The 23,127-nt window shown below is 36.8% G+C and carries 18 protein-coding genes and 1 tRNA gene; 17 read left to right on the plus strand and 2 right to left on the minus strand.

The window, feature by feature from the left end:
• The first annotated feature begins 138 nt into the window (after positions 1-138).
• The gene (gene dapA, locus HMPREF9144_RS07030) at positions 139-1,029 is read left to right on the plus strand and encodes a 4-hydroxy-tetrahydrodipicolinate synthase (protein ID WP_006045232.1); all 891 of its coding nucleotides are present in this window, start codon (positions 139-141) and stop codon (positions 1,027-1,029) included.
• Between the two features lie 82 nt (positions 1,030-1,111).
• Here dapA and HMPREF9144_RS07035 read toward each other — a convergent pair whose 3' ends face one another.
• A complete protein-coding gene (locus HMPREF9144_RS07035) occupies positions 1,112-2,161 on the minus strand; it encodes an asparaginase (RefSeq protein WP_040595414.1) in 1,050 nt (349 codons plus the stop codon).
• Positions 2,162-2,554: 393 nt separating this feature from the next.
• Between HMPREF9144_RS07035 and HMPREF9144_RS07040 the strand changes: the two genes are divergently transcribed.
• The 6 genes from HMPREF9144_RS07040 (at position 2,555) to HMPREF9144_RS07065 (ending at position 13,035) form a co-directional block, all read left to right on the plus strand.
• Positions 2,555-3,331: a polysaccharide biosynthesis/export family protein gene (locus HMPREF9144_RS07040; RefSeq protein WP_006045234.1), complete on the plus strand. Its 777-nt coding sequence runs from the start codon at positions 2,555-2,557 to the stop codon at positions 3,329-3,331.
• 71 nt (positions 3,332-3,402) lie between these two features.
• Positions 3,403-5,250 (plus strand): glutamine--fructose-6-phosphate transaminase (isomerizing), encoded by a 1,848-nt coding sequence (glmS, locus tag HMPREF9144_RS07045; RefSeq protein WP_006045235.1) that lies wholly within the window; start codon positions 3,403-3,405, stop codon positions 5,248-5,250.
• A gap of 25 nt (positions 5,251-5,275) precedes the next feature.
• Positions 5,276-7,165: an amidophosphoribosyltransferase gene (locus tag HMPREF9144_RS07050; RefSeq protein WP_006045236.1), complete on the plus strand. Its 1,890-nt coding sequence runs from the start codon at positions 5,276-5,278 to the stop codon at positions 7,163-7,165.
• 36 nt (positions 7,166-7,201) lie between these two features.
• The gene (gene carA / locus HMPREF9144_RS07055) at positions 7,202-8,278 is read left to right on the plus strand and encodes a glutamine-hydrolyzing carbamoyl-phosphate synthase small subunit (RefSeq protein ID WP_006045237.1); all 1,077 of its coding nucleotides are present in this window, start codon (positions 7,202-7,204) and stop codon (positions 8,276-8,278) included.
• Positions 8,278-11,502, plus strand: coding sequence for a carbamoyl-phosphate synthase (glutamine-hydrolyzing) large subunit (carB, locus tag HMPREF9144_RS07060; RefSeq protein WP_006045238.1), 3,225 nt, complete (start codon positions 8,278-8,280; stop codon positions 11,500-11,502). Before carA ends, carB begins: the two co-directional genes overlap by 1 nt.
• 771 nt (positions 11,503-12,273) lie before the next feature.
• The gene (locus HMPREF9144_RS07065) at positions 12,274-13,035 is read left to right on the plus strand and encodes a hypothetical protein (RefSeq protein WP_006045240.1); all 762 of its coding nucleotides are present in this window, start codon (positions 12,274-12,276) and stop codon (positions 13,033-13,035) included.
• Between the two features lie 57 nt (positions 13,036-13,092).
• Here the strand turns inward: HMPREF9144_RS07065 and HMPREF9144_RS07070 are convergent, their stop codons facing one another.
• On the minus strand, positions 13,093-13,290 hold the full coding sequence (locus HMPREF9144_RS07070; RefSeq protein WP_006045241.1) for a hypothetical protein: 198 nt from the start codon (positions 13,288-13,290) through the stop codon (positions 13,093-13,095).
• Positions 13,291-14,145: 855 nt separating this feature from the next.
• Between HMPREF9144_RS07070 and HMPREF9144_RS07075 the strand changes: the two genes are divergently transcribed.
• The 10 genes from HMPREF9144_RS07075 to HMPREF9144_RS07115 all read left to right on the plus strand — a co-directional run bounded on the left by HMPREF9144_RS07075 (position 14,146) and on the right by HMPREF9144_RS07115 (position 23,018).
• Positions 14,146-15,699, plus strand: a complete 1,554-nt coding sequence (locus tag HMPREF9144_RS07075; protein ID WP_040595640.1) for a ComEC/Rec2 family competence protein — start codon at positions 14,146-14,148, stop codon at positions 15,697-15,699.
• Positions 15,700-15,723: 24 nt separating this feature from the next.
• Positions 15,724-16,500, plus strand: coding sequence for a tRNA pseudouridine(38-40) synthase TruA (gene truA, locus HMPREF9144_RS07080; RefSeq protein ID WP_006045243.1), 777 nt, complete (start codon positions 15,724-15,726; stop codon positions 16,498-16,500).
• A 555-nt stretch (positions 16,501-17,055) separates the two neighbouring features.
• Positions 17,056-17,955, plus strand: coding sequence for an ACP S-malonyltransferase (gene fabD, locus HMPREF9144_RS07085; RefSeq protein WP_006045244.1), 900 nt, complete (start codon positions 17,056-17,058; stop codon positions 17,953-17,955).
• A 174-nt stretch (positions 17,956-18,129) separates the two neighbouring features.
• Positions 18,130-19,824, plus strand: coding sequence for an alpha-amylase family glycosyl hydrolase (locus tag HMPREF9144_RS07090; RefSeq protein ID WP_006045245.1), 1,695 nt, complete (start codon positions 18,130-18,132; stop codon positions 19,822-19,824).
• Positions 19,825-19,827: 3 nt separating this feature from the next.
• Positions 19,828-20,301 carry an alanyl-tRNA editing protein gene (locus HMPREF9144_RS07095; protein WP_006045246.1) on the plus strand — a complete coding sequence of 158 codons (474 nt, stop codon included), beginning with the start codon at positions 19,828-19,830 and terminating at the stop codon, positions 20,299-20,301.
• 22 nt (positions 20,302-20,323) lie between these two features.
• The gene (locus tag HMPREF9144_RS07100; RefSeq protein WP_006045247.1) at positions 20,324-20,569 is read left to right on the plus strand and encodes a hypothetical protein; all 246 of its coding nucleotides are present in this window, start codon (positions 20,324-20,326) and stop codon (positions 20,567-20,569) included.
• A gap of 2 nt (positions 20,570-20,571) precedes the next feature.
• Entirely contained in the window at positions 20,572-20,709 is a 138-nt protein-coding gene (locus tag HMPREF9144_RS13535) for a hypothetical protein (RefSeq protein WP_006045248.1), read from the plus strand.
• Positions 20,710-20,716: 7 nt separating this feature from the next.
• Positions 20,717-22,075: an MATE family efflux transporter gene (locus HMPREF9144_RS07105; RefSeq protein ID WP_006045249.1), complete on the plus strand. Its 1,359-nt coding sequence runs from the start codon at positions 20,717-20,719 to the stop codon at positions 22,073-22,075.
• Positions 22,076-22,279: 204 nt separating this feature from the next.
• Positions 22,280-22,352 (plus strand) — tRNA-Lys (locus HMPREF9144_RS07110).
• A gap of 342 nt (positions 22,353-22,694) precedes the next feature.
• Positions 22,695-23,018: a cupin domain-containing protein gene (locus HMPREF9144_RS07115; protein WP_174262614.1), complete on the plus strand. Its 324-nt coding sequence runs from the start codon at positions 22,695-22,697 to the stop codon at positions 23,016-23,018.
• Positions 23,019-23,127: the final 109 nt, after the last annotated feature.

Genomic DNA, 23,127 nt, shown 5'->3' on the forward strand with positions numbered 1-23,127 from the left:
ATAAGATATAAATACTTTGTAGATTGATGTTTATTTCTTATTTTTGCATATTAATAGAAAAACCTCTTTACTTTACAAAAAAGAAGTTGTTGAATTTTAATTAAATCGAATAAAAAAGCTTTTTAAGCCAATAAATATATGGAAAATATCTTTCACGGACTCGGAATAGCATTAGTTACGCCATTTAAACTGAATGGAGAGATTGACTATGATGCATTAGAAAAATTAATAGAATACCAATTAGAAAATGGTGCAGACTTTTTTACTATTTTAGCAACAACAGGAGAATGCCCCTGCTTGTCTGCCGAAGAGAAGGAAAAACTCACAGAGACCATTATCTCTATTGTTAGTGGACGTGCTCCCATATTAAAATACTGTGGCGGTAACAACACAGCTGCCGTTGTGGAGGAAATAAAACAAACCAATTGGAAGGGAATTGATGGTATTCTTTCTATCTGTCCCTACTATAATAAGCCCAGTCAAGAAGGTTTATACCAACATTTTAAAGCTATTGCAGAAACAAGTTCTCTTCCCATTGTACTATATAATGTACCAGGGCGGACAGGAGTAAATATGAAAGCCGAAACCACAGTAAGAATTGCTAACGACTTTCCAAACATTGTTGCAATAAAGGAGGCGGCAGGTAGTTTAGAGCAGGTAGATGAGATTATAAAGAATAAACCAAAGCACTTTGAAGTGATTAGTGGCGACGACGCACTAACATTTCCAATGATAGCAAGTGGAGCGGTTGGTGTAATTTCAGTTATTGGAAATGCGTTACCAAAAGAGTTCTCACGTATGATTAGATTAGAATTTAATGGAGAATATGATGCTGCACGGATTATCCACCACCAGTTTACAGAACTTTATAAACTATTATTCGTAGACGGAAATCCAGCAGGGTGCAAAGCTTTACTAAACGATATGGGAATGATTGAGAACGTGTTAAGACTACCACTTGTGCCTACACGTATTGAAACGAAACAGAAAATGAACGATATATTAAAGTGGCTCTTTCTTTATATATAAATAAAAGATGAGACTCAATTAAAGAGTCTCATCTTTGTTTAAATATAGAATATACAAATATTTGCTATCCGCTTTTATATTTCTAAATCAGAGTATTAGGAATTGTTATCTCTCCTGCTATAGACTTATTCATATATTCGCGCACTATAGTATGGTCGCTATACTTAGCTTGCAAAAGCATTAACTTAGTTAGAGCAGCCTCAACAGTTGTATCGTAACCACTTATTACACCTGCCTCTTTCAGCTGGTAACCTGTATCATAACGATTCATATCAGCCTGCCCACTAATACATTGACTTACATTCACAGTAACAACACCACGCAGAGAAGCCTCTTTCAATAAATTTACAAGCCAAGACGCATGGGGCGCATTACCACTACCGTATGTTCGCATAATAATACCACGAAGCTCAGGAGCATCAAATGTATGACGAATAATGCTTTCTTCAGCACCAGGAAATAGCGAAAGTACAAACACATTACTATCCAATTCAAAATGTGGTACCATTGGCTGACTATAGTCTGGCTTTAGAATATGATGCGTTTGAAAATTGAAACTCACTCCAGCTTCACAAAGATGGGGAAAGTTGAACGACTCAAATGCATTCAACTCATCGGCATTCTGCTTTGTAGAACGATTTCCTCGCAACAAATGACCGTTAAAATAAACGCATACCTCAGGTACCATAGGAGTACCATCGTGATGATGCGCTGCAGCCAATTCCAAGCTAGTCATTAAATTCTCTTTACCATCGGTACGCAATTGACCGATAGGAAGCTGTGAACCTGTAAGTATAACAGGTTTCGTAAGATTTTCTAGCATAAACGACAAGGCAGATGCAGTGTAAGCCATAGTATCGGTACCATGTAGAATAACAAAACCATCATAGCTATTATATCTATCAACTATTATTCTCACAATATCAGCCCAGTTCTTCGGAGACATATTAGAAGAATCGATTGCAGGTATAAATTGATAAGTGTCAATAGCTGTTGGGATTAGCTTAAACTCTGGTACATTATCGGCTAGATGCTCAAAATCTAAAGGTTCTAAGGCACCTGTTGCAGGATTACAACCCATGCCGATAGTTCCACCAGTATAGATCAACAAAACTTTTTCTGTTCTTTTCATGACTATATAATTATCTTTGTCGCAAAGATAGTAATTTATTTTTAGTAAATACTCACTTAACTTTATCTTTTTTTCACTCATATTCAATTCATTATAAAGCCATTATTATCTATGAGTAGGTAAAAACAAAAACTAGGAATACATCAAGACATAAGTAACGATAAGATAACTACAAACTGACACTAGTATTGAGAATTACACAACATAATGGTAAAGAAAAGTTTTCTCTAATATTATCAGCCATTTTCTGTACCTTATTATAAAAGTCAATTAAACTTTTGCCGTTCTCAAAAATTAGTAGTATTTTTGCATCATAATTATGGTGGTAGATTTATGAGATATGTAATAGACCACTTTGGTGACTAAGAAATAACGTTATCGCACTTATATTTTATGAAGAAATTACTTTTCCCTATTATGGTATGTGCCATAATTTTAGCAATGGTAGGCTGCGGTTCAAGTGAACAAACGGTTTACTGGAGAAATATTGACTCTATTAGTTTAGCAGCATCTAAAGGACTATACGATGCGAAAATTATGCCGAAAGATGAATTAACCATTTTAGTACAAACAACAGATCCTCTATCTTCAGAGCCTTTCAATTTACATTCAACAGGACAATCTACTAGCAAAAATGCTATTACTGGTTATTTGGTGGATAACGATGGTATGATTAATTTTCCTATTATCGGTAAAATTCATGTAGCTGGGCTTACTAAAAATGAATGTGAAGACCTTATAAAAAGTAAAATACAACCTTACTTGGCACGAACAGAAAATCCAGTTGTATCGGTTCGAATGAGTAGTTTTCGTATCACTGTAATCGGAGAAGTGAATCACCCTGGTGTTATTCCTGTATCAACCGAGAAAATTAGTATTGTAGAGGCATTGGCTGAAGCAGGAGATATGACTATTTATGGAAAACGAAATAATATTCTTCTTGTTAGAGAAGATAAAACTGGTGAGAAACACAAGGTTCGCTTAAATATGAATGATGCGAATATAATAAACTCACCATATTATTACCTACAACAGAATGACGTTATATATGTTGAACCTCATAAGGTGAAAGCTAGAAATACATTCTTCGGTAGCAATACAAGCATATTCTATTCTATTATAGGTATTACATCGTCGCTTGTAACACTATTAGTTACAATATTAAGGTAATTGTTATTAAACAAACAAAACAAAGTGTTTAAAGATAAAACTAGAATAAAAAGAAAAGGACTATATATATTATGTGTGGAATTGTTGGATATTTAGGCACAAAAAGACAAGCCTATCCTGTTCTAATAAAAGGACTCAAAAGATTAGAATATAGAGGATATGACAGTGCAGGCGTTGCACTTATCAATAGTAACGACGAATTAAACGTATACAAAGCAAAAGGTAAAGTAAGTGAATTAGAAACCGTTTGTGCTGATAAAAACATAGAAGGTACTATTGGTATAGCACATACAAGATGGGCTACACATGGAGAGCCATCTTCTACAAATGCACACCCACACTACTCCGAGTCTAAAAATTTAGCCATCATACATAATGGCATTATTGAGAATTATGCAGAAATAAAGAAAAAACTCCAAGGTAAAGGTGTTCATTTCATTTCTGATACAGACACAGAAGTATTAGTACAGCTAGTAGAATACATTCAAACAAGAAAAAGTCTAGACTTACTTTCTGCAGTGCAAGTAGCTCTTCATCAAGTAATTGGAGCCTATGCTATTGCAATTTTAGATAAACGCCACCCTGATACAATTATTGCTGCAAGAAAACAGAGTCCTCTCGTTGTAGGAATTGGCGATAATGAATTCTTCTTAGGGTCAGATGCAAGTCCTATCATAGAATATACAGACAAGGTTGTTTACCTCGAAGATGAGAACATTGCTGTAATGAAATTAGGTGAAGAACTGAAGATTGTAAATATACAGAACGAATCTTTAGCACCTGTAATAAAAACTGTGGATATTAATCTTGGACAAATTGAAAAAGGAGGCTATCCACATTTTATGCTCAAAGAGATATTCGAGCAACCTGACTGCCTCATTAACTGTATGAGAGGACGTATCAATGTTAATAACGATAATGTTACATTAAGTGCCATTATTGACCATCGACAACAGCTACTAAATGCAAAACGCATTATTATTGTAGCATGCGGAACTAGCTGGCATGCTGGGCTTATTGGCAAACAATTACTCGAAACATTCTGCCGGATACCTGTAAATGTAGAATATGCAAGCGAATTTAGATACAGAAACCCAGTAGTTTCTGCTGACGATGTTGTAATAGCATTATCACAAAGTGGTGAGACAGCTGATACGCTTGCAGCGATAGAATTAGCAAAAGAACATGGTGCATTTATCTATGGAATATGTAATGCTATCGGTTCAAGTATTCCACGAGCAACACATACAGGTACTTATATTCATGTAGGTCCAGAAATAGGTGTAGCCTCAACAAAAGCATTTACTGGACAAGTAACAGTTCTTACTATGCTTGCACTTACGCTAGCAGAAGCAAAAGGAACTATAAAACGAGATGAATACGTAAAAGTTGTGGAAGAATTAACGGCTATTCCTGAAAAAATAAAAGAAGTATTGAAATCAAACGATGCAATTGCCGATTTAGCTAGAACATTTACTTACGCACACAACTTCTTATACTTAGGTAGAGGATTTAGCTATCCAGTTGCTTTGGAAGGAGCGCTGAAACTAAAGGAAATATCATATATACACGCAGAAGGCTATCCAGCAGCAGAGATGAAACATGGGCCTATTGCTCTGATAGACTCTGATATGCCTGTTGTTGTTATTGCTACGCATAACGCTATGTACGAGAAAGTTCGTAGTAATATACAAGAGATTAAAGCTCGAAATGGTCGTGTTATTGCATTGGTTTCGAAGGGGGACAAAACAATTTCGCAAATTGCAGATGCCGTTATAGAACTTCCAGATACAATGGATTGTTTAGAACCACTCGTAGCAACAATACCATTACAATTGTTAGCTTACCATGTGGCTGTATGTAAAGGAAAAGATGTGGACCAACCACGAAATCTAGCTAAATCTGTAACAGTAGAATAAAAACAATAAAAAGAAACCTTAGTAAATGGAAAAGAACATACATGAAGATTGTGGTGTCGCAATGTTAAGATTGCTAAAGCCTCTAAGCTACTTTAAAGAAAAATATGGAACTTGGATGTATGGCTTAAATAAGATGTATCTTATGATGGAAAAGCAGCACAACCGAGGACAAGAAGGAGCTGGTATTGCAAGCGTTAAACTAGAAACTCAACCAGGAAACGAATATATGTTCCGAGAACGAGCAGAAGGAAAGAATGCTGTTACTGAGATTTTTGCAAATATTCATAAACAATATAAAGATTACACCGAAGTAGAAATTGCAGATGTCGATTTTGCACAGCGTAATTTACCGTTCGCAGGCGAGCTTTATATGGGGCATTTACGCTATTCTACCACAGGAAAAAGTGGCTTATCGTATGTTCACCCTTTCTTAAGACGTAACAACTGGAGAGCTAAGAACCTCTCATTTTGTGGTAACTTCAATATGACTAATATCAGTGAGATATTCGAACATCTCACTGATTATGGTCAATGCCCACGTAAATATAGCGATACTTACTTGCTCCTTGAATTTATGGGACACCGTTTAGACCGTGAAGTCGAACGTAATTACCGTGAAGCAAAACTGTTAGGGTTAGAGAAATTCGATATTACACATTATATTGAAGACCATGTCGAAATGAAAAATGTATTACAAACCACTATGCAATATTTCGATGGAGGTTATGTAATATGTGGTATTACAGGGTCCGGAGAGATGTATGCAATGCGAGACCCTTGGGGCATTCGTCCAGCTTTCTTCTATAAGAACGAAGAATATATGGCATTGGCTAGTGAGCGCCCAGTACTTCAAACTACATTTGATTTAGATTGTGAAGATATAAAAGAACTTTTACCAGGTCAGGCGTTGATTGTAAACAAACACGGTGAAAGTTCGTTGCATCAAATATTAGAACCTAAGGAAAATTCAGCTTGCTCATTCGAACGTATTTATTTCTCACGTGGCTCTGATAGAGATATATATAAAGAACGTAAAAAATTAGGTGAGCAACTTACTGAAAAAGTCCTAGAGGCTATTGACTACGACACAAATCACACTGTGATTTCATTTATTCCAAATACGGCAGAGGTTGCTTTCTACGGATTATTACAAGGATTCGAGAAATGGTTGAATGCTAGAAAGGTTCAAGAAATAAAAGCATTAGGAAACAATGCAACCAATAAAGATATAGAGAGAATACTAAATCAATCTATCCGCTCTGAGAAAGTGGCGTGGAAAGATATTAAATTACGTACTTTTATCACAGAGAGTAATTCACGAAACGACTTAGCATCGCACGTCTACGATATTAGCTACGAAAGCATTACACCAAATGAAGATAATCTTGTTATCATTGATGATTCTATTGTTCGTGGAACAACTCTAAAGGAAAGTATCCTACGAATACTCGATAGACTCCACCCTAAGAAAATTATCATTGTATCAAGCGCACCACAAATCCGCTATCCTGATTATTATGGTATTGATATGCCACGCTTAGAAGAATTTTGTGTGTTCAGTGCAACTATTCAGTTAATTAAAGAACGGAATATGGAATCACTCTTAACAGAAGTTTATGAAGCTTGTAAAAGAGAGATAAACAAAACTAAGAGTGAGACAATTAATAATGCTGTTCGTAAAATTTATGCTCCGTTTACTATAGAAGAAATCAACGAGAAGATCGTAGAGATGCTACGACCTATAGAAATGACAACTCCAGTAGAACTTGTTTACCAAAGTATAGAAGGCTTACACAAAGCCATACCAAAACATAAAGGAGATTGGTATTTTACAGGGAATTATCCTACTCCTGGAGGAATGCTACTTGTAAACAAAGCATTCATAAACTTCTACGAACAGAATTATCGTAAGTAAATCAGCAAACATTAAATCATCAACATACGAATAAAAATGAGGAATGTAACTTTAGTCTTAAATGACGGTACAAAATTTTATGGAAAATCATTTGGATACGAGAAGCCTGTTGCAGGTGAAGTAGTATTCAATACAGCTATGATGGGGTATCCTGAAAGCCTTACCGACCCTTCTTATGCAGGACAAATGCTTGTTATGACATTCCCGTTAGTTGGAAACTATGGTGTTCCACCTTTTACAATGGAGAAAAACCATATTCCTTCATTTATGGAAAGTGACAAGATTTATGTGTCTGCACTTATCGTTTCCGATTATACCGAAGAATACTCACATTGGAATGCTGTTGAAAGTCTAGCATCATGGCTTAAACGAGAAAAAGTTCCAGCCATCACAGGTATTGATACACGTGAACTTACAAAAGTTTTACGCGAACACGGCGTAATGATGGGACAAATTATTTTCGATGATGAAGCCGACAACATTCCTACTGCGCATTATGAAGGAGTTAACTTTGTAGACCTGGTCTCAACAAAAGAAATCATTCGCTATAATGAAGGTGGAGGTAAGAAAGTTGTATTAGTTGATTGTGGTGTAAAAGCAAATATCTTGCGTGAATTAATAAACAGAAATATAGAAATAATTCGAGTTCCTTGGAATTACGATTACACATCATTAGAATATGATGGTCTATTCCTTGCCAACGGTCCAGGAGATCCTGATATGTGCAATGATGCTGTAGAGATTATCCGTAAACAGATGAATGAGACTAGAAAGCCTATCTGTGGTATTTGTATGGGAAATCAACTCATGGGAAAGGCTGCTAACGCAACTATCTTTAAACTGAAATATGGTCATCGCGGACATAATCAACCTGTTCGATTGGTTGGAACAAACCAATGCTATGTTACATCACAAAACCACGGTTATGCCGTTGATGCAAAAACTCTTAATAAAGATTGGGAAGAACTATTTGTAAATATGAACGATGGTAGTAATGAAGGTATCCGACACAAAACGAATCCTTGGTTCAGTTCGCAATTCCACCCAGAAGCAAGTTCTGGTCCAGTAGATACTGTATTTATGTTTGACAAATTTGTAGAAGCACTGAAATAATGAAAGACGAATCAATAAAAAAAGTCCTGCTACTTGGTTCAGGCGCATTAAAAATAGGTGAGGCTGGAGAATTTGACTATTCAGGTTCTCAAGCGTTAAAAGCACTACGTGAAGAAGGTGTTTCTACCGTTCTTATTAATCCAAATATAGCTACAGTTCAAACATCAGAAGGCGTAGCAGACCAGATTTATTTTTTACCAATACAGCCATATTTCGTAGAACGTGTTATCCAAAAAGAACGCCCTGATGGCATTCTATTAGCATTTGGTGGACAGACAGCCTTAAATTGCGGTGTAGAATTAGACCGTCTCGGGATACTTGAGAAGTACAATGTAAAAGTACTCGGTACACCTGTTAAGGCTATAATGAACACTGAGGACCGTGAACTTTTCGTACAACAGTTAGACGAAATAGACATTAAAACTATTAAGAGCGAAGCGTGTGAGACAGTAGAACAAGCACGAAAAGCTGCTACAACATTAGGTTATCCTGTTATTATTCGTGCTGCTTATGCACTGGGAGGGCTCGGCAGTGGTTTTGCAGATAACGAAGAAGAACTTGATAAGATTTGTGAAAAAGCATTCTCATTCTCACCACAAGTATTGGTTGAGAAGAGTTTAAAAGGCTGGAAAGAAATAGAATACGAGGTGGTTCGCGACCAATACGACAATTGTATTACGGTTTGTAATATGGAAAATTTCGACCCATTGGGTATCCATACAGGCGAATCTATCGTAATTGCACCTTCACAAACCCTCACTAACAGTGAATATCATAAACTTCGTAAATTAGCAATAAAGATTGTTCGCCACATTGGAATTGTAGGCGAATGTAATGTACAATATGCCTTTGATCCTAAAAGTGAAGATTACCGTGTAATTGAAGTAAATGCTCGTCTCTCGCGTTCTTCCGCATTAGCAAGTAAAGCAACTGGCTACCCACTTGCATTTGTTGCTGCTAAATTAGGAATGGGATACGGTTTATTCGAACTAAAGAACTCTGTTACCAAAACAACATCAGCTTTCTTTGAACCAGCACTCGACTATGTTGTTTGTAAAATACCACGTTGGGATTTAAGTAAATTCCGTGGCGTAGACAAAGAATTAGGCTCAAGTATGAAGTCTGTTGGTGAAGTTATGGCAATTGGTCGTAACTTTGAAGAAGCCATACAAAAAGGTTTGCGCATGATTGGACAAGGTATGCATGGCTTCGTAGAAAACAAAGAATTAGAAATTAAGGATATAGAAGCAGCATTGAGAGAGCCAACGGATAAACGTATCTTCGTTATCTCAAAGGCTATGCATAAGGGTTATACGGTTGATCAAATTCACGAACTTACTAAAATCGACCATTGGTTCCTATATAAACTGAAACATATTATTGACGTTGATGAACAATTAAAGAATTGTAATATCAACACACTTGATAAGACTTTACTCCGTACTGCTAAAATCTACGGCTTCACAGACTTCCAAATTGCACGTGCAGTTGGATTAGAAGACGAAGTAGATAATATGCATAAAGCTGTATTAGTTGTTCGTCAATTACGTAAGAGTTATGGTATTCTACCAGTTGTAAAACAAATAGATACACTTGCTGCCGAATATCCAGCACAAACCAACTATCTTTATGTTACTTACTCGGGGGTAGATTCCGATATTAAGTTTGAAACCGACCGTAAAAGTGTTATTGTTCTAGGGTCTGGTGCTTATCGTATTGGTTCTTCTGTTGAATTCGACTGGTGTGGTGTACAAGCACTAAATACGATTCGCAAACAGGGCTATCGCTCTATTATGATAAATTATAATCCAGAAACAGTATCGACTGACTACGATATGTGCGATCGTCTCTATTTTGATGAACTTACATTCGAGCGCGTTATGGATATAATTGATTTGGAAACACCACATGGTGTTATAGTCTCTACTGGTGGGCAGATTCCTAACAACCTTGCTGTATATCTTGATGCGGAAAATGTGAACATACTCGGAACAAAGGCGAAAGATATTGATAATGCAGAAGACCGTGCCAAATTCTCAGCTATGCTCAACGATATAGGTGTGAACCAACCAGAGTGGCGCGCACTAACAAGTATGGCAGACATTCAAGAATTTGTAGACCGTGTAGGATTCCCCGTACTCGTTCGCCCTTCGTATGTTCTTTCTGGAGCTGCTATGAATGTATGTTCCAACAACGATGAATTAGAACGATTCCTGAAATTAGCAGCCAACGTGAGTGAAGACCACCCGGTAGTTGTAAGCAAATTCATTGAACATGCGAAAGAAATAGAAATGGATGCCGTTGCACGCAATGGCGAAATCATGGCTTATGCTATATCAGAACATATTGAGTTTGCAGGTGTTCACTCTGGTGATGCCACTATTCAGTTCCCACCTCAAAAACTTTATGTAGAAACTGTACGCCGTGTAAAACGCATCAGCAGACAAATTGCTAAGGCACTGCACATTAATGGTCCATTCAACATACAGTTTATGGCACGCGATAACGATATACTTGTTATTGAATGTAACCTTCGCGCCAGTCGGTCATTCCCATTTGTTAGCAAAGTTTTGAAACTAAATTTCATCGACTTAGCTACTAAAATTATGCTTGGTATACCTGTAGAAAAACCAAGCAAAAATCTCTTCGATCTCGACTATGTGGGTATCAAAGCATCGCAATTCTCATTCAATCGCTTACAGAAAGCTGACCCTGTACTGGGTGTAGATATGAGTTCTACAGGAGAAGTTGGCTGTATTGGCGAAGATACCTATACTGCGCTACTAAAGAGTATGCTTTCTGTTGGACAAAGAATACCTGCAAAAAATATACTGCTGTCTACTGGTGGAGCAAAACAAAAAGCAGAAATGCTTGATGCTGCAAAAATATTGAAAGACCACGGATACAATCTCTTTGCCACTGGTGGCACCTCTAACTACCTAACAGAGAATGGCATAGATAACACATTAGTATATTGGCCATCAGACGAAGGAAAACAACCACAGGCATTAGACCTTCTACACGAAAAGAAGATTGATATGGTGGTAAACATTCCGAAAGATCTTACACCACGAGAGCTTACTAACGGCTACAAAATTAGACGTGCTTCCATCGACCTTAATATACCGTTGCTTACAAACAGCCGACTTGCAAGTGCATTTATTGCAGCCTTCTGCAATGTTAAGTTAAACGATATTGACATTAAGGCTTGGGGAGAATATTAAATTACAAATCCATACCATTAATCAAAGACCTATACGATTATTGTTTTCGTGTAGGTCTTTATTGTATACAAATGATATTGAATACTAAAATTAATATAAGTTTTAACCCAAATCCGTCATTAGAGCCTAAACATACTTTGTTTTATTATCAGGTAGATTATCTGTCTTTGCAACGTATGTGTAGCGGGCTACATCAAGTTACAAAGACAAACAAGATGCCAATAAGAAAGTAAAAGATGTTAGGAGACAATATCATAGTAATAAAAACTATACCTATTGCCGTCTAATGACTAATTTGGGTTTAACGACTAATCTATATTAAACTAGCTTCAATTATTAGTATTCGCCATCATCATAAGTAGGATAATTATAAGTAATGCCTACTGTTTACTCACAAGAAAATATTGCAGAGGACTCGAAAAGTCTCTCAATTATAGTTATTCTTGTTTCAGATATCTATCACGTTTATTTCAGATATCTATCACGTTTATTTCAGATATCTATCAGCTACGTCTTAGATATCTATCTGTTATAAATTAGATATCAATTATCTCTAATATAGCTACCTCAGATAAGAAGAATATAAATAAAACAGACTTAGCTAAAATAGCAGTTTAAGTTAGAAACATTTTGTACATTCAGACGTTTTGTATACCTTTGTAACAATAAAAAATAACTAATTATAGGCATTTTAGAACGTGTCTATAAACAAATAGACCGCAAGGTTTACAGAATATCTGAAGAATAATTTTATTAATAAACTTTTTATATATGAGGAAACTATTACTTTTAGCACTTGCCATTAATTTTGGCTTAAGTATGAATGCACAAGAGGCATTACTTTCTAATCGTCCTGATGGACTTGTTAAAGTTTACGACCGTTCTGGAAAGGGAATTAAACTACAACAGGCTGACGACGGATCTCTTGAAATGACAACACTCAATCTATCTGAAGCAACTGATTTTGAGGTTGTTTTTATGGCTGATAACAAAACTGTTTATGTTAAGAATCCTATAGTCGCCTTACCCGAAACATTTGCAGATGTAACCAATCGCTGGGTTAAAGGAAGCATAAAAGGAAATAAAATCACTATTCCACACAAATCATTAATTTTTTCTACTCAAACAGATCAAGGCGAGAACGTATCCATTTATATGGGATACTATGGAATAGACAATAATCAGGCTGTTCCTATGAATCCTTCTGTAGATATTACCTATACAATGAACGAAGACCAGATAACACTCGATGCTCCTAAAAACGATAAGACATACGTTCTTTCGTGTATAGCTGCAGACGATTCTTGGTTTAGAATGAGCGAATATACAGGAGCTATTTACACCCTAAATAAAGAAAAAACAGCGAATAATATAAACATTATAAATAAGGAGAATAAACTTGAAGTGGCAGAAGAAACATACTATGATATTTCTGGTCGCAAACGCACTAAACCTAACGAAGGTATTGCTATTAAACAAACTAAATTCAAGAATGGTACTCAGAAATCAGAAAAGTTCATCATAAATAAATAAAAAAACCGCTGGACTCTAAGAGTCCAGCGGGATTTCTTTAATAGCTAAGTAACTTGATTACTTATTAACGTGTGTTGAATCAGTATGAGTGCCTACTGCAGGTGAATCAACCTTGTTTGTATCTTGCTTTGTTGTATCAACTTTTGTTGTATCAACTTTTGAAGAATCTGCTGTACCAGCAGGTTTACCTTTACCATTGCAAGATGTCAAAGAGATAGCTGCACAAGCTACTGCTACAAATAATAACTTTTTCATTTTCTTTGCTTTTTAATCTGTAAAACGATCATTAATTTCTTAAAACGATGCAAAGGTAGATATTTTTTTTTAATAGCCATACTTTTTTTTATACTTTTTTTTTATTTTTCTGAAGCACTTCTATATATCACTGATTATTAAGCATTTATAATATGGTTATTGCTGTTAAATATTATTAAAGCATTTTTATTCTCGCCATAAAACTATGTACATCAAGTATATATGCTGATAAACAGTAAACATTTATTCGGTGTGTATATATAGAGAAATAAGGTTCGTGAAGTATCTTCGTTCGTATATAATATATAAGGTAGCAGATATAATACATATAAGGTAATAGCTATTATATATAAGGTAGCAGATATAATACATATAAGGTAATAGCTATTATATATAAGGTAGCAGATATAATACATATAAGGTAATAGCTATTATATATAAGGTAGTAGTTATAATATATAAGGTAGTAGTGAACGAACGGACGGCGACTCAAATTTGTTTGTGAAGTGTTGTGGTTCGTATGCAGAATGGAGACTATTTATTTTAAATTAAGAGACTATTTATTCTAAATTAGTTGTTAGAGCTCTGTAGATTTCGTTTCATTATTAGACTGATTAATTGACTTTATAACGTAGATGCAATGTATTACGGTTGGTTAAAAAGGATAACACTATACTTGCAATAAAATAAAGAATAACAGAAATTAATAGTACAAACAATACATAATGGTATTATGGTTTAATGATTCGATTGAGATTTATTACGAGGGGTGGGCGAAGATGGGTTAATATAATGATAGAAGCAGAAAAATATTTATTACTTTTGCAAACGAAACAAAAAATAACTACCTATACTATGAAACAAGGTATTGCCAACGACATTAATCCTTTGGTGAAAGTTGCTACAGCGTTAATTATTGGTATGGTTCTGGGGCGATTTGCTTTAACCATTATACCAATATGGAGTTGGCTTGCAATGGCTATGCTGTGTTTAGTGGTTATTTTTCTTAGTAGGAATAGACGAATATTTAACAGCTGCGCATTGCTTCTTGCTGTGGCTTCAATTGGTGGATGGCTGATGGCAAACACAGAAATGGAGATGCAGAAGTTTATTCCTACAAAGCTTTTGCGCTACAATGCGGTATTGCTGACCGAACCTGTGCGACACGGGAAAGTTATACAAACCGAATTGGCTATTCAAACGACTGATGCCCCTATGAAAATTAAGGCTGCTATATTATGCGATACTGTTTCTGAAAACTATAAACGGTTACACGTAGGAGATGGTATCACTGCCTTCTCTGAGTTGGAAAAGCCCGTAAACTTCTGCGATACAGACTTTGACTATGCTCGTTGGTTACATTTGCACGGTATTAGTGCAGAAACTTTTATTTTCTATAGGAATTGGAAAAAGACTGCAGTAAATCTTTCGTTCCTTAGCATTGTAGACCGAACATTGATTGAACTAAAACGAGCAAAACAACAATGGTTACGAACTTATGCACGTGTAGGACTCGAAGAACAGACTGCTGCTGTTACTATTGCGATGACTTTGGGTAACAAGCAACTTATATCGAAAGACGTAAAAGACGATTATTCCGTCTCGGGGGCAAGTCATATCTTAGCTCTGTCGGGGTTGCATCTTGGTATTATCTATGTTATCTTTCTTTTCGGATTCAATCTTTGTAAAGGCATTCCCTACTTAAATGTTCTTGTGCGATATCACATTAGCGATTTGTTGGTGCTACTGCTTATCTGGCTGTATGCGTTGTTGGTTGATTTCTCCCCATCAGTATTGCGGTCGGCAACAATGATAACTGTGTACAGTGTTGTTAGATTACTGAATAGAGACCGTTCTTCGCTCAACACATTGGCGCTTACGGCTATTATTCTATTGGTGCTACACCCACAGAACTTATGGGACGTAGGCTTCCAATTGTCGTTTATGGCTGTGCTTTCCATTATTCTCTTCGCACCCACACTTTATGGATTATTCTCGTACGAACAACTTCAGCACCATTGGCTGTTGCGTTGGATATGGACACTTATTACGGTTTCGGTAGCGGCACAATTGGGTACTGCACCATTGGTGGCTTACTACTTCGGACGATTTAGTTGCTACTTCCTACTTTCCAACTTCATTGTAATTCCTTGTGCTACTATTATTCTCTACACCACAGTTCTGTTGTTTGTATGCTTTTTTATGCCAGTTGTGCAACTATTTATAGGAAAAGCATTGCAAACAATAGTTGGTGCTATGAACACTGCCCTACATAGCATAGCCCATTTGCCAGGTGCAAGCATAGAAGAGCTACACCCCAGCATATTGCAGCTGTTTTTTTGCTATATTCTTCTGCTTTGTGCGTACTGCTTAACCACTTTTTTCAGCAAACAAGCTGACTTGCAATAAATTTACGTACCTTTGCAACCACTTATGCAAAGGTATTTCATACAATTCTCGTACGATGGCACTAATTATCACGGTTGGCAAATTCAACCTAACGGAATAACGGTGCAAGAAGTTTTAGAAAAAGCTTTATCTACATTATTACGCACTAAAATAAGTGTTATAGGTGCTGGACGAACCGACTCTGGAGTGCACGCACGCACAATGGTTGCTCATTTCGACTTTACAGAAAACAGCATAGATTGCAAGCAACTCTGTTATAAACTAAACCGCATATTGCCGCGCGATGTTGCTGTAACGGCAGCCTATCCAGTAAACAACGAATTGCATGCACGCTTTTCTGCCACATCGCGCACGTATCACTATTATATGCACCATGCCAGAAACCCATTCCAAAAAGCATACTCGTGCGAAATGCCTTACGCCTTAAACTACAACCAAATGAACGAGGCTGCAAGTTATCTTATTGGCGAACGCAACTTTAAATGCTTTTGTAAGGCTGGAGGCGACAACAAAACAACCATCTGCAACCTAACCGAAGCACAATGGGTGCGTTGCAATACCGAACTTTCCATTTACGACAATACAGCCGAAACCGAGAGTTGGTGCTTTGTTATTACTGCCAACCGATTTCTTCGCAATATGGTTCGAGCAGTTGTAGGCACGCTGGTAGAAGTGGGACGTGGCAGACTATCGATTGACGACTTCTGCAAAATAGTAGACACAGGCACACGTAGCGATGCTGGCGAAAGTATGCCAGGCAACGCATTGTTTCTTTGGAACATAGAGTATCCATCTCTATAGCTATCACAGCCTAACTCTTAATAGTTAGAGCATGCACACACGCTGTGCAGTGCCAATGCTTACACTCTACATTTACGTAGAGTGTAAGTAGCAATTTTCTCACGCATCTTATTACAATTATATGCGCATACCACATCAACGATACAATGATGATATGGTTTTATTTACACGTAAGTAAAACTTTATTTACATGTAAGTAAAACTTTACTTACGTGTAAATAATAACATAACTCGCCTATGAAAAAGTTGCGAAACTATATAAGAAACGAAAGAACACTATGAAAGAATTATCGCACATTCGCACTATCGCGCCTCGCCATACACACATTTAACAAGCTATACCCTAAAGCGCATTATAAACTTGTTAGACTGTTAAACCCATAAACACAAAGCCATAAAGAGCCAATAAATGCCATATAAATAGTATCTAACGCAGAAACAAACAGCTCCCATTCCTATTTACACCTTATTATATATAGCATACAAGAACGAAATTTGTGTGTTTCATATTATTGTTGTACTTTTGCAGCGTAACAATTTAATTAAAACAAAAAAATGAAAGCATTTGTATTCCCAGGACAGGGCTCACAGTTCGTAGGTATGGGCAAAGACATCTACGACAACGAACAATTAGCAAAAGAACTTTTCGATAAAGCTGACGAGATTTTAGGCTTCAAAATAACCGATATAATGTTTGCAGGAACAGACGAACAACTGAAGCAAACCAACGTAACACAACCAGCAGTGTTTCTCCACAGTGTTATCTCAGCACTCTGTTTGGGCAGCGAGTTTAAGCCCGATATGGTAGCGGGCCACTCTCTTGGCGAATTTTCAGCATTAGTAGCAGCAGGTGCACTATCGTTCGAAGATGGTTTAAAACTTGTTGCCTTACGTGCTAACAGCATGCAGAAAGCTTGCGAACAAAATCCAGGAACAATGGCAGCCATTATAGGCGTAGCCGACGAAAAAGTGGTTGAAATTTGCAAACAAGTTACCGATGGTGGTAAAATGGTTGTTGCAGCCAACTTTAACTGTCCTGGTCAGTTAGTAATATCAGGTTCAAAAGAAGGTATCGACGAAGCTTGTGCCTTGCTAAAAGAGGCTGGTGCTAAACGCGCATTGCCTTTAAAAGTGGGTGGAGCCTTCCATTCGCCATTTATGCAACCAGCAAAAGACGAATTACAAGCTGGCATTGAAGCCACCAATATAACATCGCCAAAATGCCCAGTTTATCAGAATGTAGACGGAAAGCCACACACCGATGCTGCCGAAATTAAGGCAAACCTTATAGCACAACTTACATCAAGTGTTCGTTGGACCGAAAGCGTACAAAATATGATAGCCGATGGAGCAACCGAATTTATAGAATGCGGTCCAGGTAAAGCACTTCAGGGTATGATTGGCAGAATAGACAAAAATGTAGATGCACACGGATTACTGCTACACAGAATGTAATCGATATTTGGTTGTAGCGTTTGCTTCGCAACCTCAATAATACCTATGTAGGGACACAAGCCCCTGTATATCCATTTACACAACTCGCAAATAGTTGGTAAACCCAATAAAGCGAACATTAGGATTACAGGGCATTGTGTCTCTTTTTGTTTCACCAGATATAAGCTATAAGTAATGAAATTAGTAATTTACCAAGTGTTTACACGCACTTTTGGCAACAAAAATACCAACAACCAACCTAACGGAACAATTGCCGATAACGGAGTTGGAAAAATGAGCGACTTTAACAAAACAACGCTACAACAAATAAAAAAGCTCGGTGCAAACACTATTTGGTACACTGGCATTATACGCCACGCCACCTGCACCGACTATTCTGCATTTGGAATACCACGCCAAACTCCACGTGTTGTGAAAGGAAAAGCAGGCTCGCCCTACGCCATTACCGACTATTACGATGTAGATCCAGACATTGCAGACAACGTAACGAAACGTATGAACGAGTTTGAAGACTTGGTAAAACGAACCCATAACGAAGGCTTAAAAGTAATTATAGACTTTGTTCCTAACCATGTGGCACGCGAATACAAAAGCATTTGTAAACCAAATGGCGTGAAAGATTTGGGAGAAACCGACGATAAAAATAAACACTTCGATGCAAACAACAACTTCTATTATTGTCCGAACGAGCCATTAGACACTTCAGCCATACCACGCTCAATAAACAACGAAGCAACAAAACCCGACCACAAATCAGCAGAATACACAGAAACAGTGGCACGTTGCACCGGAAACGATAGGTTTGATGCACACCCACAAGCCAACGATTGGTACGAAACCATAAAACTAAACTACGGCATAGACTATTGCGATTGGGGCGGACGAAGCAACCATTTCAATCCAATACCAGACACATGGCACAAAATGACCGATATACTATTGTTCTGGGCAGCCAAAGGAATAGATGGTTTTCGTTGCGATATGGCAGAAATGGTGCCACACGAGTTTTGGAAATATGCAACAGAAAAGGTAAAAGCACAATATCCTCACATTGTTTTTATTGGCGAAGTATACGACCCTAATCAATACAGAACATACATTGCAGCAGGTTTCGACTATTTGTACGACAAGGTGGGTATGTACGATTGCTTACGCGATGTAATGTGCGAACATCGCTCGGCAAACGATATTACACGCCAATGGCAAGCAACCGACGATATTGGCAAACACGTGTTATACTTTCTTGAAAATCACGACGAACAACGAATAGCGTCCAACTTCTTCTGTGGGAATATGCAAAAAGGCATTCCTGCCCTTATTGTTGCTGCCCTATTTCAGTGCAATCCCATAATGATTTATGCCGGACAAGAGTTTGGCGAAAAAGGAATGGACGGTGAAGGTTTCTCGGGAATAGACGGTCGGTCTACCATTTTCGACTATTGGAGCATTGATGCCATTCGTAAAGGTTTCTTTGAACGTAGCAAATTGTCGGCAGAACAAGTGCAATTAGAAAAAGAATATCGCAAAATATTAACGCTCTGCAATAGCGAAAAAGCTATCAGCAATGGAAAAACATTCGACCTTATGTATGCCAACGAAACAAACGATGCCTTTGATAGCAACAAACAGTTTGCTTTTTTGCGTAGTTCGAATAACACTACCCTACTTATTGTTGCTAACTTTAGCAAAACAGAAGCACATATTCGTGTAAACATACCTGCCCACGCATTTGATTATATGGAAATTAAAGAAGGTAAGAAGGATATGGTAGACTTACTTTCAGGCAATCATCAATCTGTGGTACTGCAGAAAGACAGTTCTATAGAAATAGTAGTTCCTGCACTCAATGGAAGAGTATATAAATTTTAGATTATGGAAGTAGACAACTATACATTCAATGTACACAACAAAGAGGAATTTCCACCTGCACACACAGCCGAACATTTGCTAAACCAACTTATGGTAAGAATGTTTGGAACAGAACGCAGCAGAAATGCACACATAGAACGAAAGAAAAGCAAAATGACTTTCGTGCTTCAACAAAAACCATCGCGAAAAGAAGAAAAAGCCATAACAGATGAAATGAATAGACTTATAGACGAAGACCTTCCTGTAACATACGAACTTGTGGAACGCAACAATTTGCCAGAAAACGTAACACTAGAACGATTGCCCGAAGATGCTTCTGAAAAAATAAGACTAGTAAGAATTGGCAATTACGATGTGTGTCCGTGCATTGGTAAACACGTTCGTTCTACAAAACAAATAGGCAAATTCGAGCTGTTAGGTACAAATTGGGACGAACACAGCAAGTCGTTTCGCATACGTTTTAAAGTAATACCATAATATTTCAAGTAAATAAACTCCTATGATAAGTAAAGACAGTATAGAATCAGCCTATTGTTTCTTACACCAGAAGTATCGTGTATACAAGTTTTCTAACAACGAAACACAACGCGACGACATAGAATTTGCCATTGCATCTTACGTAGAAGAGATGAACAAAGAACTTTATGCACAGCTTGCCAAAGGTAGAGAAGAATTTCTTTGTAACCATACAACTTTTGATGCTGATATGCAAGAGGCTATAAACGAATTAGAAACAAGATTATAAAAATGAACTTCGATAAAATACACGACGACGCAAGAAGAACAGAACTAATACGAATGATAGAACATTCGGTAGAACATTTATCGCTTGCCGAACTCGAAGCATTATACTACGACTTAGTATCAAAAGACTATATACGATAAGAACAACGTGAATAAAACAAACAAAGAAATACTCCGTCTTGCACTTCCATCAATAGTTAGCAACATCACAGTGCCTCTTTTAGGTTTGGCAGATTTAACCATTGTTGGACATATTGGAAACGAAAACTATATTGGAGCTATTGCCATAGGTTCAATGATATTCAATATTATGTATTGGATATTAGGGTTTCTGCGTATGGGAACAAGCGGAATGACATCGCAAGCATACGGCAGAAAAGTTTGGGAAGAAGCCATAAGAGTGCTATTTCGTGCCTTAACTATAGGCGTAGGTATGGGTGTTATCTTTATTATTTGCCAATCTGTTATAGAATGGATTATGATTTGCGCAATGAATACTCCCGGAAGTTCTTTACCATTAGTACATTCATATTTTCACATTGTTATTTGGGGAGCACCTGCTATGCTTGGTTTATATGGACTAAATGGGTGGTTTATTGGTATGCAAAACACAAAAATACCAATGTTAATTGCCATTGTGCAGAACCTTATTAATATATTCGCCTCACTTTTATTTGTGTTTGGTGTTGGGTGGAAAATAGAAGGTGTTGCATCGGGCACTCTAATTGCACAATGGAGTGGTTTTCTAATAGCTTTATTTTTTGTGCACCGTGGACTTAAAAATAAAACATTTTATACATCGCCTACTATTACACAGTTATCGTTCTCGCTTTTCAAATCTACACTTACTCACATAGAAGCTTGGCAGCGTTTCTTTTCTGTAAATCGTGATATCTTCTTGCGCACACTATGTTTAGTAGCTGTAAATTTATTCTTCACCAGTGCAGGTGGAAAACAAGGAGCACTAATACTCTCAGTTAATACATTGCTTATGACAATGTTTACGCTCTTTTCCTACTTTATGGACGGCTTCGCTTATGCTGGAGAAGCTTTGAGTGGAAAATTGTATGGTGCAAATAACAAGAGCGGATTTATGCAAATGGTACATAGTTTATTCGGGTTCGGCGGAATTATGGTGATTCTATTTACTGCAATTTATACACTTAGTGGGAAAAACTTTCTCCATCTTCTCACCGACAACAGTTCTGTTATCTGTGCATCTTTGCCTTATCTTGTTTGGACTTATTTTATTCCACTTACAGGAGTAGCTGGTTTTATTTATGATGGTATATTTATTGGAATGACAGAAACCAAAGGAATGCTCATTACTTCTGCTATAGCAATGGTTTGTTTCTTTGCTTTCTACTATATTGCCAAACCGTTTTGGGAGAACAATGCATTATGGATAGCTTTCCTTTTATTTCTTTCTCTGCGTGGTATCCTTCAATTCTTTTGGGCGAAGAAATTTGTTCTAAATCGTTTCAGTGCATCTAACAAAAAAATATGAAGTCTAAAAACATTAGCGCCTCCAAAATATAACTCTAATTTACTCATAAAATACTCTTTTCCTACAACATAGTGCACATTATTAAGATTCCTACGGTCTATAAGATACCGATTAAGGTATGAAATTTAATAAAAACTTCACGAATAATTTGATTCTACAAAAAAAAGATATACCTTTGCATTCGTTTTCAAAAAAATTAGGTTTGATCCGCTAGCTCAGCTGGTAGAGCACAACACTTTTAATGTTGGGGTCATGGGTTCGAGCCCCATGCGGATCACAAAATGAAAGGGTTTCTACTACGAAATCCTTTCTTTTTTATATACATTATTGCTGTATTCCATAAGAATTTATAACTACATTTACTGTTTGTTTAGCACTATCTTGCTAAAAAGCTCAGACAAGATAGTAACAAATGTTATTGTTTGTCAGATAAGAACTGACATTATACCATTCGCATTATTACTGTTCGCATCTATTTCTCAGCCATTTCTATCTTATTTTTCCATATTTTAATATTATTTCCCTTTAATTTTATTTACAGTCTTTATATTACACACTTATGGCACACATATTGTGTGTTTGTTTTATATTAATAATAACAACAAAATAAAAAGACGAGATTATGAAGTTTGAAAAAGGAAAAATTTTCAATGCCAATGAATTGGTTAATTATACAGAAGGAGGCGTAGTAAGCAAAGAGTTAATTCATAACAATGCTGGTAGTGTTACGCTTTTTAGTTTCGATGCTGGACAGGGACTTTCACAACACACTGCGCCCTTCGATGCTTTTATTCAAGTAATAGATGGAGAAATGGTGCTCAATGTTGAAGGTATAGACAACCATATTAAAGCTGGAGAAAGCTTTATTATTCCAGCAGGTGCGCTTCATTCTGTAAAAGCAGAACAACGTTTTAAGATGATTATTACAATGGTAAGAGGATAAAATAGAGCATATTTTTGCGGCTATTATATATACAAAATATTAACAAGGCTATTTCTACATAGATAGTCTTGTTATTTTTTATAATTATCGGGAAAAATGTAATTAGAAA

This window comes from Prevotella pallens ATCC 700821 (assembly GCF_000220255.1).
In the GTDB taxonomy this organism is placed as follows: Bacteria; Bacteroidota; Bacteroidia; order Bacteroidales; family Bacteroidaceae; genus Prevotella; species Prevotella pallens.

What these genes read in the sequence shown, in the direction of transcription:
- fabD (WP_006045244.1), top strand. Translation starts at nt 17,056, where the DNA reads ATGAAAGCATTTGTATTCCCAGGACAGGGCTCACAGTTCGTAGGTATG.
- HMPREF9144_RS13535 (WP_006045248.1), top strand. Translation starts at nt 20,572, where the DNA reads ATGAACTTCGATAAAATACACGACGACGCAAGAAGAACAGAACTAATA.
- HMPREF9144_RS07050 (WP_006045236.1), top strand. Translation starts at nt 5,276, where the DNA reads ATGGAAAAGAACATACATGAAGATTGTGGTGTCGCAATGTTAAGATTG.
- HMPREF9144_RS07075 (WP_040595640.1), top strand. Translation starts at nt 14,146, where the DNA reads ATGAAACAAGGTATTGCCAACGACATTAATCCTTTGGTGAAAGTTGCT.
- carA (WP_006045237.1), top strand. Translation starts at nt 7,202, where the DNA reads ATGAGGAATGTAACTTTAGTCTTAAATGACGGTACAAAATTTTATGGA.
- HMPREF9144_RS07095 (WP_006045246.1), top strand. Translation starts at nt 19,828, where the DNA reads ATGGAAGTAGACAACTATACATTCAATGTACACAACAAAGAGGAATTT.
- HMPREF9144_RS07100 (WP_006045247.1), top strand. Translation starts at nt 20,324, where the DNA reads ATGATAAGTAAAGACAGTATAGAATCAGCCTATTGTTTCTTACACCAG.
- HMPREF9144_RS07035 (WP_040595414.1), bottom strand. Translation starts at nt 2,161, where the DNA reads ATGAAAAGAACAGAAAAAGTTTTGTTGATCTATACTGGTGGAACTATC.
- truA (WP_006045243.1), top strand. Translation starts at nt 15,724, where the DNA reads ATGCAAAGGTATTTCATACAATTCTCGTACGATGGCACTAATTATCAC.
- HMPREF9144_RS07070 (WP_006045241.1), bottom strand. Translation starts at nt 13,290, where the DNA reads ATGAAAAAGTTATTATTTGTAGCAGTAGCTTGTGCAGCTATCTCTTTG.
- glmS (WP_006045235.1), top strand. Translation starts at nt 3,403, where the DNA reads ATGTGTGGAATTGTTGGATATTTAGGCACAAAAAGACAAGCCTATCCT.
- HMPREF9144_RS07065 (WP_006045240.1), top strand. Translation starts at nt 12,274, where the DNA reads ATGAGGAAACTATTACTTTTAGCACTTGCCATTAATTTTGGCTTAAGT.
- HMPREF9144_RS07040 (WP_006045234.1), top strand. Translation starts at nt 2,555, where the DNA reads ATGAAGAAATTACTTTTCCCTATTATGGTATGTGCCATAATTTTAGCA.
- dapA (WP_006045232.1), top strand. Translation starts at nt 139, where the DNA reads ATGGAAAATATCTTTCACGGACTCGGAATAGCATTAGTTACGCCATTT.
- carB (WP_006045238.1), top strand. Translation starts at nt 8,278, where the DNA reads ATGAAAGACGAATCAATAAAAAAAGTCCTGCTACTTGGTTCAGGCGCA.
- HMPREF9144_RS07090 (WP_006045245.1), top strand. Translation starts at nt 18,130, where the DNA reads ATGAAATTAGTAATTTACCAAGTGTTTACACGCACTTTTGGCAACAAA.